Genomic DNA, 13,079 nt, shown 5'->3' with positions numbered 1-13,079 from the left:
CTCACCTAACAAATGTTTGGTGGAAAGGTAGCTGATCCGCCCATGGGTGTCTCCACCACCGGCCCCGAGAAGGGGATTTCCCTCGTCACGGTCGACTTCCCGCCCGTCAACGCGCTCCCCGTGCATGGCTGGTACGAGCTGGCCGACGCGGTGCGCGCGGCGGGGCGCGACCCCGGCGTCCGCTGCGTCGTCCTGGCCGCCGAGGGGCGCGGCTTCAACGCGGGCGTCGACATCAAGGAGATGCGGCGCGACCCCGGCCACAGCGCGCTCATCGGCGCCAACCGGGGCTGTTACGAGGCCTTCGCGGCGGTGTACGAATGCGAGGTGCCGGTGGTCGCGGCGGTGCAGGGGCACTGTCTGGGAGGCGGGATCGGCCTGGTCGGCAACGCCGATGTGGTGGTCGCGAGCGAGGACGCCACCTTCGGGCTGCCCGAGCTGGACCGAGGCGCGCTCGGCGCCGCCACCCATCTGGCCCGGCTCGTCCCCCAGCACCTGATGCGCGCGCTCTACTACACCTCGCGGACGGCCACGGCCCGGGAGCTGCTGGCCCACGGATCGGTGTGGAAGGTCGTACCGCGTACCGAACTCCTCGACGCCGCAAGGGAGTTGGCGCGCGAGATCGCCCGCAAGGACGGCTCGCTCATCCGGCTGGCCAAGGCCGCCATCAACGGCATCGACCCCGTCGACGTCCGCCGCAGCTACCGCTTCGAGCAGGGCTTCACCTTCGAGGCCAACCTCAGCGGGGTGGCCGACCGGATCCGGGACACCTTCGGCGAGCAACCGGGAAAGGGGAGGGAGCGGGCATGACGGACAAGACCATGACACCCGAGGACGTCGTCGCGCGGCTGCACAGCGGCATGACCCTCGGCATCGGCGGCTGGGGCTCGCGCCGCAAGCCGATGGCGCTGGTCAGGGCGGTGCTCCGATCGTCGCTGACGGATCTGACGGTGATCTCGTACGGCGGCCCGGACGTCGGGCTGCTCGCGGCCGCCGGGAGGATCCGCAAGCTGGTCGCCCCCTTCGCCACCCTCGACTCGATCCCGCTGGAGCCGCACTTCCGCGCGGCGCGCGAGGCGGGGGCGTTCACGCTGACGGAGATCGACGAGGCGATGTTCATGTGGGGGCTGCACGCGGCCGCCAATCGGCTGCCCTTCCTGCCGGTACGGGCCGGGCTCGGCTCGGACGTGATGCGGGTCAACCCCGGGCTGCGGACGGTCACTTCACCGTACGAGGACGGGGAAACGTTCGTGGCGGTGCCCGCGCTGCGCATGGACGCGGCCCTGGTCCACCTCAACCGCGCCGACCGGCTCGGCAACGCCCAGTACCTGGGCCCCGACCCGTACTTCGACGACCTGTTCTGCGAGGCCGCCGACAGCGCGTACGTCTCCTGCGAACAGCTCGTCGAGCCGGGCGGCTTCGCGGACGCCGTGCCGCAGACCCTGCTCGTCGGGCGCCACTCGGTCATGGGCGTCGTCGAGACGCCGAACGGGGCGCACTTCACGTCGTGCGTGCCGGACTACGGGCGGGACGAGCCGTTCCAGAAGCTGTACGCGACGACACCGTGGGACGAGTTCACCACCCGGTTCCTGGCGGGGCCGGACGAGAAGAGCTACCAGTCGGCCGTCCAGGCCTGGCACGAGGAGGCCCGATGACGGACGCGACCGTGGTGATCAGCCGCGCCGAGTACTGCGTGATCGCCTGCGCCGAGGCGTGGCGCGGCGACGGGGAGGTGCTGGCCAGCCCGATGGGGCTGATCCCGTCGCTGGGCGCGCGGCTGGCCCGGCTCACCTTCGCCCCGGACCTGCTGCTCACCGACGGCGAGGCGACGCTGGTCGGGGCGGACGGGGCGGCGGAGGGCTGGCTGCCGTACCGCCGCCATCTGACCATGGTCACCGGGGGCAGGCGGCACGTGATGATGGGGGCGAGCCAGATCGACCGGTTCGGCAACCAGAACATCTCCTGCATCGGCGACTGGGCCGCGCCCACGCGCCAGCTGCTCGGGGTACGCGGAGCCCCGGTCAACACCCTCAACAACCCGGTGAGTTACTGGATCCCGCGCCACTCCCCCCGGGTGTTCGTGGCCGAGGTCGACATGGTGTGCGGCGTCGGCCACGACCGGGCGGCCGCCGTCGGGGCGCGCTACCACCGCATCCCCCGGGTCGTCAGCGACCTCGGCGTGTTCGACTTCGCCACGCCGGACCGAACGATGCGGCTGGCGTCGCTGCACCCCGGGGTGACGGTGGAGCAGGTGCGCGCGGCGACGGGCTTCGCGCCGGCGGTGGCCGACGAGGTCCCGTACACCCGGGGCCCGACGGCGGAGGAACTGCGCCTGATCCGGGAGGTGCTGGACCCGCGGGGGCGGCGCGACGGGGAGGTCCGTGGCTGATGGAGACGGCACTGACCCGGCTGGTGGGGGTGCGGCACCCGATCGTGCAGACGGGGATGGGGTGGGTGGCCGGGCCCCGCCTCGTGACGGCCACGGCCCGGGCCGGGGCGCTGGGCATCCTCGCCTCGGCGACGATGACGACGGATGAGCTGCGCGCGGCGGTACGGGAGGTCAAGTCGCGTACGGACGCGCCGTTCGGGGTGAATCTGCGGGCGGACGCGGGGGACGCGCGGGAGCGGGTGCGGATCATCGTGGAGGAGGAGGTACGGGTGGCGTCCTTCGCGCTGGCCCCCTCGCGGGAGCTGATCGCGGAGCTCAAGGACGCGGGAGTGGTGGTCGTGCCGTCCGTCGGGGCGCGGCGGCACGCCGAGAAGGTGGCGGCGTGGGGCGCGGACGCGGTGATCGTGCAGGGCGGGGAGGGCGGCGGGCACACCGGCGAGGTGGCGACGACGGTCCTGCTCCCGCAGGTCGTGGACGCGGTGGACATCCCGGTGGTGGCGGCCGGGGGCTTCCACGACGGGCGCGGGCTGGTGGCGGCGCTGGCGTTCGGGGCGGCGGGGGTCGCGATGGGCACGCGGTTCCTGCTCACCTCGGACTCTCCGGTGCCGGATGCGGTGAAGGCGCGGTATCTGGCGGCGGGGGTGGCCGATGTGACGGTGACGCGGGCGGTGGACGGGTTGCCGCACCGGCTGCTGCGGACCGATCTGGTGGCGTCGCTGGAACGGACCGGGCGGGTACGTTCGCTCGCCTCGGCGGTGCGCCACGCGGCGGCGTTCCGCGCGCTGTCCGGGTCGTCGTGGGCCCGCCTCGTGGCGGACGGGCGCGCGCTGCGCCACGGCAAGGACTTGACGTGGAGTCAGGTGCTGCTGGCGGCGAATACGCCGATGCTGTTGCGGGCGTCGATGGTGGAGGGGCGGGTGGAGGCGGGGGTGATGGCGGCCGGGCAGGTGGCCGGGGTGATCGGGGATCTGCCGAGTGTGGGGGAGCTGGTGGGGAGGATGATGGGGGAGGCGGAGGCGACGTTGTCGCGCCTCGGGGGTTTTGCCCCCACCCCGCCCCTTCCCGATGCTCCAGAGTCATAGTTCTGGAGTGATCGGGTCGTGGCGGTATCTGCGCAGGTCAGGCAGTCGGGGAATTCCATGCTCCTCCGGCCGGTAGGCAACCTTTGCTCTCCACTACTACCGAGCCCGGCATTACCGCGCACCCGCCCTACGGGGACATCAGGCGGTCTGAGTGTCCGGCGCTCGGTTCAGCGTTGCCCGTGCACCACACAACCCGCGTTACCGGGGTGGTCGCAGGGGTCGTGAGGCAACGAGTGCGGGGACTGCACCGCCCACGAGTAAATCGCCCATCAGGGCGAGCCGAAAGGGGTTGTCAGCGCGTGCAGTCCCCCCGCTGTCCCGCATTGCCAGCGAGGACGAGCGGCCGCTGCAAGGCTCACCACGGGGTGTATGAGGGGCGCCCGAGCGTCCGTACTCGCCGGGCACAGGGACCCCGACGCGCCGCCCGCTATGACGCTGCGGCACGGCTCCGCCGGCGAGTGCAGGAACGGGGCTCCGCGTGGTGTGACTGGTGCTTGGGCGACTTCCCCGCGGACGGGGTGGACGTGGACCATGTGCGCCGCTGTCCCTCGGTGGCGAGGACATAGACAGCAACGTTCAGGGTGCCACGGGTGCCACGGACTGAAGACGAGTACGGAGTTCGGGGCCGCTCGCGCCGCATGACGTACGGCGCTGAGCGACCCCAACACCACGGGGTCAACGGCCCAGCATGCGGCGCCGGTTGCGTTCCTTCCGCCGCTCGGCGCGGTCACGTCGCCGTGCTTCGAGAAGCGCGCGACGGTCCCGGCTGTCTTGGGGCCACGTGATGCCCCAGAACATGACACCGCCGAAGATGATGAACTCGGCCAGTACAGCCCACCAAGGGGCGTTCTCCGGCATGTGGATCACGATGGTTGAGCCTTCCGACCTTGCAGGGTCGGCGGGCTGTCTACGCAGCGAGTACGACGCTCCCCAGCGTGCTGCGGTGATGCCCGCCCCGGTTGATGTTCACGGGGAAGGCAGAGTTCGGCCCTCTGGGCGTGACTTGTGGTGACGTGTCGATGGGGACGGGCGTCCACACAGGTCCGTCGTTCGCTGCGGCTCGATCGAGGAGACGTGAGAGCAGGTCGAGAAGACGTGAGAGCAGCAGGAGGACACCGTCAGCAGCAGGCCCGAGAGGCCGCGCGTCCCACTCGTGGATGGAGAACAAGCGGTCACGCCAAGCGGCCGCCAGGTCCTCCAAGAACTCGTTGACGAGGTCTTCAATTTCGCCTTTGCGGTGGAGACTGCGGGCGAATTCCCATAGGTCCATATTCAGCCGCCGCATCCACGCCTCACCGGGAGCTTCGGGCGCTGAGAACGAAGCAGTCTGAGACACGTCGATCGCGTAGCGAGCCTGACTCTCCTCCATCACACCCCCTCGCCCCAACTGACTGCCATCAAACATAGCGGTCCCCTTCGCCAGGGCGCGGCACTTTGGGCGGGCTGGACCACCGGACACGGCCCCTGCCTACCTCACGTCCTCTCAATTGGAGGTGATCCCCCATGCCCCGAAGACCCCGCCCCCCATAACAGGACGCCCGGTCTCGCTCTTCGGCCCTCACGGATCGTCGATGAGGGGTGGCATGCCCTGATTCAGGACACACGTACCTATAAGCGCCTGACGGACGAACTCGGCAGGTTCGTTCACCACGTACCGGAGAACCCGGCGACGAAGCAGCACGACGAAGCAACAGTGATCCGGACGCTGTGCGCCATCGAACGTGCCGGGTACGTGCCGGACTTGTACCTGTGGGCCAAGGCGACGCAGGAGGAGGTGCTGGTGTCCGCCGACTGCATGCACAGCGAGTGCACCGACGGCGGGTCGGGATGCTCGGCTCCGCAAGCCGTCTGAGTGACCGGCGGCAGATCTGTCCCCAACTTGCGGTTACCGCTCTAAAGTTGGCTACGGTCCGTCAGGAAGGAACCACAGTGAGCGAAGAAGGCGGAGAGCCCCGCAGGTGGGATGACCCTCGGTACAGCAAGCTACTGGCGAGCTGGCAGCGCCTTCGGGTCGAAAAGCGCCCCGGAAGACGCCCCCGTCGACTCTGTCCGCACGGTCGCGGGGTGACCCTCACAGTCACCCCTGAGACAGGTAGGCCGTTCAACGTCGGCTGCGCTGACTGCAATTCGATGGGGCTTCCCTGAACCCTCCGGGGGCGGGAGCGACCTGAGGCGGTTCCCCCGGGGGCTACGACCCCGCCCCCCGAGCGGGGCCTGCGGCCCCTGCACCCCGCTTCGGGGCTCCGCCCCGGGCCCCGAGTGGGGTGGGCGGGTTACCCGGGGCTTCACCCCCGGACCCCGTTTGTCTGCGGGCCGTTGTGGCTGGTCGCGCAGTTCCCCGCGCCCCTTGAATGCCGCTGCGCGGCATCCCCGGGGCGCCCCGAAGGGGTGCGCTCAGGGGCGCGGGGCTGTGACATCTGCGGCTCCGCCGCGTGGGCGCGAGCAACCCGGCACGGGCCGCAGACGAAGTGTCCGGCCGCCCGCCCAGGCCACGCGGCGGAGCCGCACATGTCGCGGCAGGGAAGGGGCGGGGGATCAATCCGGCTACGCCGGCGCGTTGCGGCGGCCGCCCGCAGACGGGCGGCCACGGCGCGCCCCGGCGGCCTGGGGCTGAGCGGCGGCGCGGGACTGACCCGTGCGACCCCCCTGGGCGGAGCCCTGCGTGCGGGCGCCCTGCGACTGGGCGCGGCCCGACGACGTGCGGGAGCCCCCGCGCGCCCCCCGGCTCCGGGCGCGGCCACCCGCGGACGGCTGCGGCTGGGCCGGGACCTCGATCACGACCGGGACGCCCGACGGCTCGCGCGCCCCCGTGACCCGTACCAGCTCCTCGTCGCTCGACTTCACCGCCGCCGTCCGGGGACGGATCCCCGCGAACGTCATCAGGCGGCTCATCTCGCGCTTCTGCTCGGGCAGGACCAGCGTCACGACGCTGCCCGACTCGCCCGCGCGGGCGGTACGCCCACCCCGGTGGAGGTAGTCCTTGTGGTCCGTCGGCGGGTCGACGTTGACGACCAGGTCGAGGTCGTCGACGTGGATGCCGCGCGCCGCCACGTTCGTCGCAACGAGCGCGGTGACCTGACCGGTCTTGAACTGCTCCAGGGTGCGGTTGCGCTGCGGCTGGGAGCGGCCGCCGTGCAGGCCCGCCGCCCGTACACCGCTCGCGAGCAGTCGCTTGACCAGCCGGTCCACCGAACGCTTGGTGTCCAGGAACATGATCACCCGGCCGTCGCGCGCGGCGATCCGCGCGGTGACGGCCTTCTTGTCCGTCTCGTCCTGGATGTACAGGACGTGGTGCTCCATCGTCGTGACCGCGCCCGCCGACGGGTCGACGGAGTGGACCACCGGGTCCGTGAGGAACATCCTCACCAGGCGGTCGATGTTCTTGTCCAGGGTGGCGGAGAAGAGCATGCGCTGGCCACCGGGCTCGACCTGCTTCAGCAGCGCCGTGACCTGCGGCATGAACCCCATGTCGGCCATCTGGTCGGCCTCGTCGAGGACGGTGGTCCGCACCTGGCCGAGCACGCAGTCGCCGCGCTCTATGAGGTCCTTGAGGCGGCCGGGCGTGGCCACGAGTACCTCGGCGCCGCGCCGCAGCGCGTTCGCCTGCTTGGTGAGTGAGAGGCCGCCCACGATCGTGGTCAGGCGCAGGTTGACGGCCGTGGCGTACGGCGTCAGCGCGTCGGTGACCTGCTGGGCCAGCTCACGCGTCGGCACGAGCACCAGCGCGAGCGGCGCCTTCGGCTCGGCGCGGTGGCCGGCCGTACGGGCGAGGAGCGCGAGGCCGAAGGCGAGGGTCTTGCCCGAGCCGGTGCGGCCGCGGCCGAGGATGTCACGGCCCGCGAGGGAGTTCGGCAGGGTCGCGGCCTGGATCGGGAACGGCTCGGTCACGCCCTGCGCGGCCAGCGTCTTGAGGAGCGCCGCGGGCATGTCGAGGTCGGCGAAACCGGCCACCGCGGGCAGCGCGGGCGTGACGGTTTCCGGCAGCGTGAATTCGCCCTGCGGCTGCACGGTCCGGCCGCGCGCGGCCTTCGCGGCGGGCTTGGCGGAGCTGGAGGTGGAGCGCTTGCGGGGGGTCATACGCGTCATACGGAAATTGCCTTCCTGGGCCCGGTGGACGGACAGCACGCAAGCCGGGACCCGCACCTGCGCGGTGCGGGCCCCGGCTCGGAATTCGCCGACGATCAGGCGGGGATGATGTTCTCCGCCTGCAGGCCCTTCTGGCCCTGGGTGACCTCGAAGGAGACCTTCTGGCCCTCGAGGAGCTCACGGAAGCCGGAGGACGCGATGTTCGAGTAGTGGGCGAAGACGTCCGGGCCGCCGCCGTCCTGCTCGATGAAGCCGAAGCCCTTTTCCGAGTTGAACCACTTCACGGTGCCAGTAGCCATGTCATTCTCCTGAATAGGTAGGGGCCCCATCCGGAGAAAGCCGGAAAAACAATAATGCGCCTGAGGAACATTCCCGTCAGGCGCACATAAAGTCTATGGGTACCAAAACTGCAACGGGGAAAACTCTACCACATCCCCCCGCGCCGGGAAGGGGCGGCCGTGTGGCACGCGCCACTCCCCCGCAGCGGGTTCCCTCGCTGGTCACAGCCGTTCGATCACCGTCACGTTCGCCTGGCCGCCGCCCTCGCACATCGTCTGGAGGCCGAAGCGCCCGCCCGTGCGCTCCAGCTCGTGCAGCAGCGTCGTCATCAGCCGTACGCCGGTGGCCCCCAAAGGGTGGCCGAGGGCGATGGCGCCCCCGTTGACGTTGACCCTCGCCGGGTCCGCGCCGGTCTCCTTCAGCCAGGCGAGCACCACCGGCGCGAACGCCTCGTTGATCTCGACCAGGTCGATCGCGTCGATCGTCAGGCCCGTCTTCTTCAGGGCGTACGCCGTCGCCGGGATCGGCGCCGAGAGCATCCGGATGGGGTCCTCGCCGCGTACCGAGAGGTGGTGGATCCGGGCGCGCGGGGTGAGCCCGTGCTCCCGTACGGCCCGCTCGCTCGCCAGGAGCATCGCCGCCGCGCCGTCCGAGACCTGGGAGGAGCACGCGGCGGTGATCGTGCCGCCCTCGACGACGGGTTTCAGGGCCGCCATCTTCTCCGCGCCGGTGTCGCGGCGCGGGCCCTCGTCCACGCGCACCTCTCCGTACGGCACGGTCTCGCGGACGAAACGGCCCTCGTCGAGGGCCCGGATCGCGCGGCGGTGCGAGCGGAGCGCGAACTCCTCCTGGTCCTCGCGGCTGATCCCCCACTTGCGCGCGATGAGCTCGGCGCCGTGGAACTGGTTGACCGGCTGGTCCCCGTACCGCGCCCGCCAGCCCGCCGAGCCGGCGAACGGGCCCTCGGTGAGGCCGAGCGGCTCGGCCGCCTGCCGGGAGGCGAAGGCGATCGGGATCATCGACATGTTCTGGGTGCCGCCCGCGACCACCAGGTCCTGGGTGCCGGAGAGCACGGCCTGCGCGGCGAAGTGCACGGCCTGCTGGGACGAGCCGCACTGGCGGTCGACGGTGACGCCCGGCACCTCCTGCGGCAGCCCGGCCGCCAGCCACGCCGTCCGCGCGATGTCCCCGGCCTGCGGCCCGACCGCGTCGAGGCAGCCGAAGACGACGTCCTCCACGGCGGCCGGGTCGATCCCGCAGCGCTCGACGAGCGCGCCGAGCACATGCGCCCCCAGGTCCGCCGGGTGGACGCCCGCGAGCCCGCCCCCGCGCCGCCCCACCGGAGTGCGCACCGCTTCGACTATGAATGCCTCGGCCATTCCCCATCTCCCTTGTCGTACCGGCGAATTACTCGCGTACGGCGATACCGTCCAGCACCATCGACAGGTACTGGCGGGCGATCTCCTCCGGGCTGTGCTGTCCGCCGGGCCGGTACCAGGACGCGGCCACCCACACCGTGTCGCGGACGAACCGGTAGGTGAGCCGGACGTCCAGGTCCGCCCGGAACGCCTTCGCCGCCACCCCGCGCTCCAGCGTCCCGAGCCAGGCCTTCTCGAACTTCCGCTGCGAGTCGGAGAGGTACTGGAAGCGGGGCTGCGCGGCCAGGTGGCGGGACTCCTTCTGGTAGATCGCCACGGCGGCGCGGTGCCGGTCGATCTCCCGGAAGGACTCGGTGACGAGGGCCTCGATGGTCTCCCGGGGTCCGAGTCCGGCGGCGAGCACGCCGTCGTACCCCTCCCAGAGCTCGTCCAGGAAGGCCGAGAGGATCTCGTCGAGCATCGACTCCTTGGAATCGAAGTGGTAGTAGAGACTGCCGGCGAGCATCCCGGCGGCGTCGGCGATCTTGCGGACGGTGGTGGCGTTGTACCCCTGCGCGGCGAACACCTCGGCCGCGGTGGCGAGGAGTTCGCGCCGCCGCTCGGGCGAGGCGGTCACCTGGGGCTTCTTCTTGTTCGCTGGCACGCGCCCATTCTGGCTCTACGCGTGCTGGCTGCTGACGGCCACGACTTCCCCGGTCATGTACGAGGAGTAGTCGCTGGCCAGGAAGACGATGACGTTGGCGACCTCCCACGGCTCGGCGTACCGCCCGAAGGCCTCCCGCCCGGTCAGCTCGTCGAGGAGAGCGGCGGAGGTGACCTTGGCGAGGTGGGGGTGCATGGCGAGGGAGGGCGAGACCGCGTTGACCCGCACCCCGTGGGCGGCCGCCTCGATCGCCGCGCACCGGGTGAGCGCCATGACGCCCGCCTTGGCGGCGGCGTAGTGGGCCTGCCCGGCCTGGGCGCGCCAGCCGACGACGGACGCGTTGTTGACGATCACGCCCCCGTGCCCGGCGGCGCGGTAGGCGCGCAAGGCCGCTCTGGTGCAGCGGAAGGTGCCGTTGAGGGTGACGTCGAGGACCCGGTCCCACTGCTCGTCGCTCATGTCGGCGAGCTCGGCCGTGCCGCCGAGGCCCGCGTTGTTGACGACGACGTCGAGGCGGCCGTGGAGCCGCACCGCCCGGTCGAACAGCGCGCGCACCTGTGAGTCGTCGGTGACGTCACAGGGCAGCGCGGCCACGGCGGCAGCGCCGAACTCGGCCGCCAGGGCCTCCTCGGTCTCCTTGAGCCTGCGCGTGTGCGCGTCGCTGACCAGCACCCGCGCGCCCTCCTCCAGGAACCTGCGGGCGGTCGCGCCGCCGATCCCGGCTCCGGCGGCGGCGGTGACGACGGCGGTGCGGCCGTCGAGGAGGCCGTGCCCGGGCACGTACGGAACCTTGTTGTCGGTCACGTCCGCAGGCTAACCTACCAAACACTTGTTAGGGAACGGCTTGGTCAGGGAACGGTCGCGAAGGGGCGGGCCCCGCAATGGACTTGGACCACACGGCCGACGAGGACGCCTTCCGCGCCGAGGCGCGGGCGTGGCTCGCGGCCCATGTGCCGCCCGCTCCGCTGCCCTCCCTGGAGACCGCGGAGGGTTTCGCCGCGCACCGGGCGTGGGAGGCCGAGCTGCACGCCGGGCGGTGGTCGGCCGTCTCCTGGCCCGAGCGGTTCGGGGGCCGGGGCGCCGACATCTTCGGGTGGCTGGCCTTCGAGGAGGAGTACTGGGCGGCGGGCGCGCCCGGCCGGGTCTCCCAGAACGGCGTCAGCCTGCTCGCGCCGACGCTCTTCGACCACGGTACGGAGGAGCAGCGCGCCCGGGTGCTGCCGGACATGGCGAGCGGGGCGGTGGTGTGGGCGCAGGCCTGGTCGGAGCCGGAGGCCGGGTCCGACCTGGCGTCGCTGCGGTCCCGGGCCGTGCGCACGGACGGGGGCTGGCTCCTCTCGGGCCAGAAGACGTGGTCCTCGCGGGCCGCCTTCGCCGACCGCGCCTTCGGCATCTTCCGTACGGACCCGGGGGCGCCCCGGCCGCACCAGGGCCTCACCTATCTGATGTTCGACCTGCGGGCGCCCGGGGTGACCGTCCGCCCGATCGGCCGCCTCGACGGCAAACCGGCGTTCGCGGAGCTGTTCCTCGACGAGGTGTTCGTCCCCGACGAGGACGTCATCGGGGAGCCCGGGCAGGGCTGGCGCATCGCGATGTCGACGACCGGCAACGAGCGCGGGCTGACCCTGCGCTCCCCCGGCCGCTTCCTGGCCGCCGCCGACCGGCTCGTACGGCTGTGGCGCGAGCGCGGCGAGGAGCGCGGGGCGCGCGACCGGGTGGCGGACGCGGTGATCGGGGCGCGGGCCTATCGGCTGTTCACGTACGCGGGCGCGTCGCGCTTCGCGGCGGGCGGGGAGATGGGCGCGGAGTCGAGCCTGAACAAGCTGTTCTGGTCGGAGTACGACATCGCGCTGCACGAGACGGCGCTGGAACTGCTCGGCGAGGAGGGCGAGTTGGCGGACGGGCCCGGCGGATGGGCTCAGGGGTACGTCTTCGCGCTCGCCGGGCCCGTGTACGCCGGTACGAACGAGATCCAGCGCGACATCGTCGCCGAGCGCCTGCTCGGCCTACCGAAGGGCCGCCTCCGATGAGGTTTCTGCCGACCGCCGAGCAGCGCGACTTCACCCGTTCCCTGGACGCGCTGCTGACCGCCTCGGACACCCCGTCGGCCGTACGGTCCTGGTCGGCCGGGGACCACGGGCCCGGCCGGGCGCTGTGGGAGCGGCTCGCCGGGGCGGGAGTGTTCGCGCTCGCGGCGCCGGAGAAGCACGGCGGCCTGGGCCGCCTCCCGGTGGAAATGGCCCTTTCCTACCGGGAGTTGGGCCGCCACGCGGTGCCGGGCCCGCTGGTGGAGACGGCGGCGGCGACGGCCCTGCTGTGCCACTTGGCGGACGGCGGCGACCCCGCCCCGGCCAAACGCCTGCTGCCGGGCCTGCTCACGGGCGAGACGGTGATCACGCTGAGCGTGCCGGAGGGCGGGGGGTACGTCCTGGATCCGGATGGGGCGGACACGGTGCTGGTGGTGACGGGGGCGGGGGCGGGGGCGAGCGGGGCCGGAGGGTCCGGTGCCGCCACGGCAGAGGCCGGAGAGGTCGGTGCCGCCACGGCTAAGGCCGGAGAGCCCGGTGCCGTGGGCCCCGGCTCCGTCGGCCCCCACCTCCGGCTCGCCCCCGGCCACGGCCCTCTCCACGCCTCCCTCGACCCCGCGCGGCGGCTGGGCCGCCCCGACCCCGGAGGCGAACTCCTCTCCTCCGGGCCCCTGTTGGCCGAGGCGGTCGGGTGCGCGGTGCGCTGGGCGCGGCTCGCGGCGGCGGCGCAGGCGGTCGGGGTGGCCGAGGAGCTGTTGCGGCGGACCGTGGCGTACGTCAAGCAGCGCACCCAGTTCGGGGTGCCGATCGGCTCGTTCCAGGCGGTCAAGCACCGGCTCGCGGACACGCTGCTCGCGGTGGAGTTCGCGCGCCCGCTGGTGTACGGGGCTGCGCTCACCCTCGCCCCGGGCGACCTCGCGGCGGCGAAGGCGGCGGCGGGCGAGGCCGCGTACACGGCGGCCCGGGCCGCGCTCCAGCTCCACGGGGCGGTCGGATACACCGAGGAGCTGGACCTCTCGCTCTGGCTGCGCAAGGCCCGGCCCCTGCGGGACGCCTGGGGCACCCCGGCCGCGTGCCGGGCCGAGGTGCTGGCGGCGTATCCCTAGTGACCTGGTTTGGAGATCCTGTCGCAGTAGCGGCAGATGCGGTCGAGGATCTGGTCGGCGGTCTTGGTCCATTTGAAGGGCCGGGCTTGGT

General features: G+C 72.2%; 14 protein-coding genes. 7 read left to right on the top strand and 7 right to left on the bottom strand.

Annotated elements, in window-relative coordinates; all coding sequences use genetic code 11:
• Positions 1-42: 42 nt before the first annotated feature.
• From AB0G17_RS20330 to AB0G17_RS20315, 4 genes are read left to right on the top strand one after another with little or no spacing between them, the layout of a single operon-like run.
• Positions 43-807 (top strand): enoyl-CoA hydratase family protein, encoded by a 765-nt coding sequence (locus AB0G17_RS20330; RefSeq protein ID WP_361384291.1) that lies wholly within the window; start codon positions 43-45, stop codon positions 805-807.
• A complete protein-coding gene (locus AB0G17_RS20325) occupies positions 804-1,652 on the top strand; it encodes a CoA-transferase (protein ID WP_361384288.1) in 849 nt (282 codons plus the stop codon). The genes AB0G17_RS20330 and AB0G17_RS20325 overlap by 4 nt, the downstream gene beginning before the upstream one ends.
• The gene (locus tag AB0G17_RS20320) at positions 1,649-2,386 is read left to right on the top strand and encodes a CoA-transferase (protein WP_361384285.1); all 738 of its coding nucleotides are present in this window, start codon (positions 1,649-1,651) and stop codon (positions 2,384-2,386) included. Before AB0G17_RS20325 ends, AB0G17_RS20320 begins: the two co-directional genes overlap by 4 nt.
• Positions 2,386-3,468, top strand: coding sequence for a nitronate monooxygenase (locus AB0G17_RS20315; protein WP_361384282.1), 1,083 nt, complete (start codon positions 2,386-2,388; stop codon positions 3,466-3,468). The genes AB0G17_RS20320 and AB0G17_RS20315 overlap by 1 nt, the downstream gene beginning before the upstream one ends.
• Before the next feature lie 675 nt (positions 3,469-4,143).
• Here AB0G17_RS20315 and AB0G17_RS20310 read toward each other — a convergent pair.
• Both AB0G17_RS20310 and AB0G17_RS20305 read right to left on the bottom strand, forming a co-directional pair.
• The gene (locus AB0G17_RS20310; RefSeq protein WP_361384279.1) at positions 4,144-4,326 is read right to left on the bottom strand and encodes a hypothetical protein; all 183 of its coding nucleotides are present in this window, start codon (positions 4,324-4,326) and stop codon (positions 4,144-4,146) included.
• Positions 4,327-4,375: 49 nt separating this feature from the next.
• Entirely contained in the window at positions 4,376-4,837 is a 462-nt protein-coding gene (locus AB0G17_RS20305) for a hypothetical protein (RefSeq protein ID WP_361384276.1), read from the bottom strand.
• Positions 4,838-5,161: 324 nt separating this feature from the next.
• Between AB0G17_RS20305 and AB0G17_RS20300 the strand changes: the two genes are divergently transcribed.
• On the top strand, positions 5,162-5,320 hold the full coding sequence (locus AB0G17_RS20300) for a hypothetical protein (protein ID WP_361384273.1): 159 nt from the start codon (positions 5,162-5,164) through the stop codon (positions 5,318-5,320).
• Positions 5,321-6,012: 692 nt separating this feature from the next.
• On the opposite strand, the gene AB0G17_RS20295 is transcribed toward AB0G17_RS20300, so the two are convergent.
• The 5 genes from AB0G17_RS20295 to AB0G17_RS20275 all read right to left on the bottom strand — a co-directional run bounded on the left by AB0G17_RS20295 (position 6,013) and on the right by AB0G17_RS20275 (position 10,659).
• On the bottom strand, positions 6,013-7,554 hold the full coding sequence (locus AB0G17_RS20295; RefSeq protein WP_361384270.1) for a DEAD/DEAH box helicase: 1,542 nt from the start codon (positions 7,552-7,554) through the stop codon (positions 6,013-6,015).
• Between the two features lie 95 nt (positions 7,555-7,649).
• Positions 7,650-7,853, bottom strand: coding sequence for a cold-shock protein (locus tag AB0G17_RS20290; protein WP_030794464.1), 204 nt, complete (start codon positions 7,851-7,853; stop codon positions 7,650-7,652).
• Positions 7,854-8,054: 201 nt separating this feature from the next.
• Positions 8,055-9,212, bottom strand: a complete 1,158-nt coding sequence (locus tag AB0G17_RS20285) for an acetyl-CoA C-acetyltransferase (protein ID WP_361384266.1) — start codon at positions 9,210-9,212, stop codon at positions 8,055-8,057.
• A 28-nt stretch (positions 9,213-9,240) separates the two neighbouring features.
• Positions 9,241-9,855 (bottom strand): TetR/AcrR family transcriptional regulator, encoded by a 615-nt coding sequence (locus AB0G17_RS20280; protein ID WP_361384263.1) that lies wholly within the window; start codon positions 9,853-9,855, stop codon positions 9,241-9,243.
• Between the two features lie 15 nt (positions 9,856-9,870).
• Complete coding sequence (locus AB0G17_RS20275) at positions 9,871-10,659, bottom strand: SDR family oxidoreductase (RefSeq protein ID WP_361384260.1); 789 nt, start codon at positions 10,657-10,659, stop codon at positions 9,871-9,873.
• 77 nt (positions 10,660-10,736) lie between these two features.
• Between AB0G17_RS20275 and AB0G17_RS20270 the strand changes: the two genes are divergently transcribed.
• Entirely contained in the window at positions 10,737-11,885 is a 1,149-nt protein-coding gene (locus tag AB0G17_RS20270; RefSeq protein WP_361384257.1) for an acyl-CoA dehydrogenase family protein, read from the top strand.
• Complete coding sequence (locus AB0G17_RS20265) at positions 11,882-12,988, top strand: acyl-CoA dehydrogenase family protein (protein ID WP_361384254.1); 1,107 nt, start codon at positions 11,882-11,884, stop codon at positions 12,986-12,988. Before AB0G17_RS20270 ends, AB0G17_RS20265 begins: the two co-directional genes overlap by 4 nt.
• Positions 12,989-13,079: the final 91 nt, after the last annotated feature.

The organism is Streptomyces sp. NPDC023838, assembly GCF_040639555.1.
GTDB lineage: Bacteria > Actinomycetota > Actinomycetes > Streptomycetales > Streptomycetaceae > Streptomyces.
Note: the sequence above shows the minus strand (reverse complement) of the source record. Positions and strands in the feature narration are given on the sequence as shown.

What these genes read in the sequence shown, in the direction of transcription:
- AB0G17_RS20315 (WP_361384282.1), top strand. Translation starts at nt 2,386, where the DNA reads ATGGAGACGGCACTGACCCGGCTGGTGGGGGTGCGGCACCCGATCGTG.
- AB0G17_RS20310 (WP_361384279.1), bottom strand. Translation starts at nt 4,326, where the DNA reads ATGCCGGAGAACGCCCCTTGGTGGGCTGTACTGGCCGAGTTCATCATC.
- AB0G17_RS20295 (WP_361384270.1), bottom strand. Translation starts at nt 7,554, where the DNA reads ATGACGCGTATGACCCCCCGCAAGCGCTCCACCTCCAGCTCCGCCAAG.
- AB0G17_RS20330 (WP_361384291.1), top strand. Translation starts at nt 43, where the DNA reads ATGGGTGTCTCCACCACCGGCCCCGAGAAGGGGATTTCCCTCGTCACG.
- AB0G17_RS20285 (WP_361384266.1), bottom strand. Translation starts at nt 9,212, where the DNA reads ATGGCCGAGGCATTCATAGTCGAAGCGGTGCGCACTCCGGTGGGGCGG.
- AB0G17_RS20265 (WP_361384254.1), top strand. Translation starts at nt 11,882, where the DNA reads ATGAGGTTTCTGCCGACCGCCGAGCAGCGCGACTTCACCCGTTCCCTG.
- AB0G17_RS20320 (WP_361384285.1), top strand. Translation starts at nt 1,649, where the DNA reads ATGACGGACGCGACCGTGGTGATCAGCCGCGCCGAGTACTGCGTGATC.
- AB0G17_RS20270 (WP_361384257.1), top strand. Translation starts at nt 10,737, where the DNA reads ATGGACTTGGACCACACGGCCGACGAGGACGCCTTCCGCGCCGAGGCG.
- AB0G17_RS20305 (WP_361384276.1), bottom strand. Translation starts at nt 4,837, where the DNA reads ATGGAGGAGAGTCAGGCTCGCTACGCGATCGACGTGTCTCAGACTGCT.
- AB0G17_RS20325 (WP_361384288.1), top strand. Translation starts at nt 804, where the DNA reads ATGACGGACAAGACCATGACACCCGAGGACGTCGTCGCGCGGCTGCAC.
- AB0G17_RS20290 (WP_030794464.1), bottom strand. Translation starts at nt 7,853, where the DNA reads ATGGCTACTGGCACCGTGAAGTGGTTCAACTCGGAAAAGGGCTTCGGC.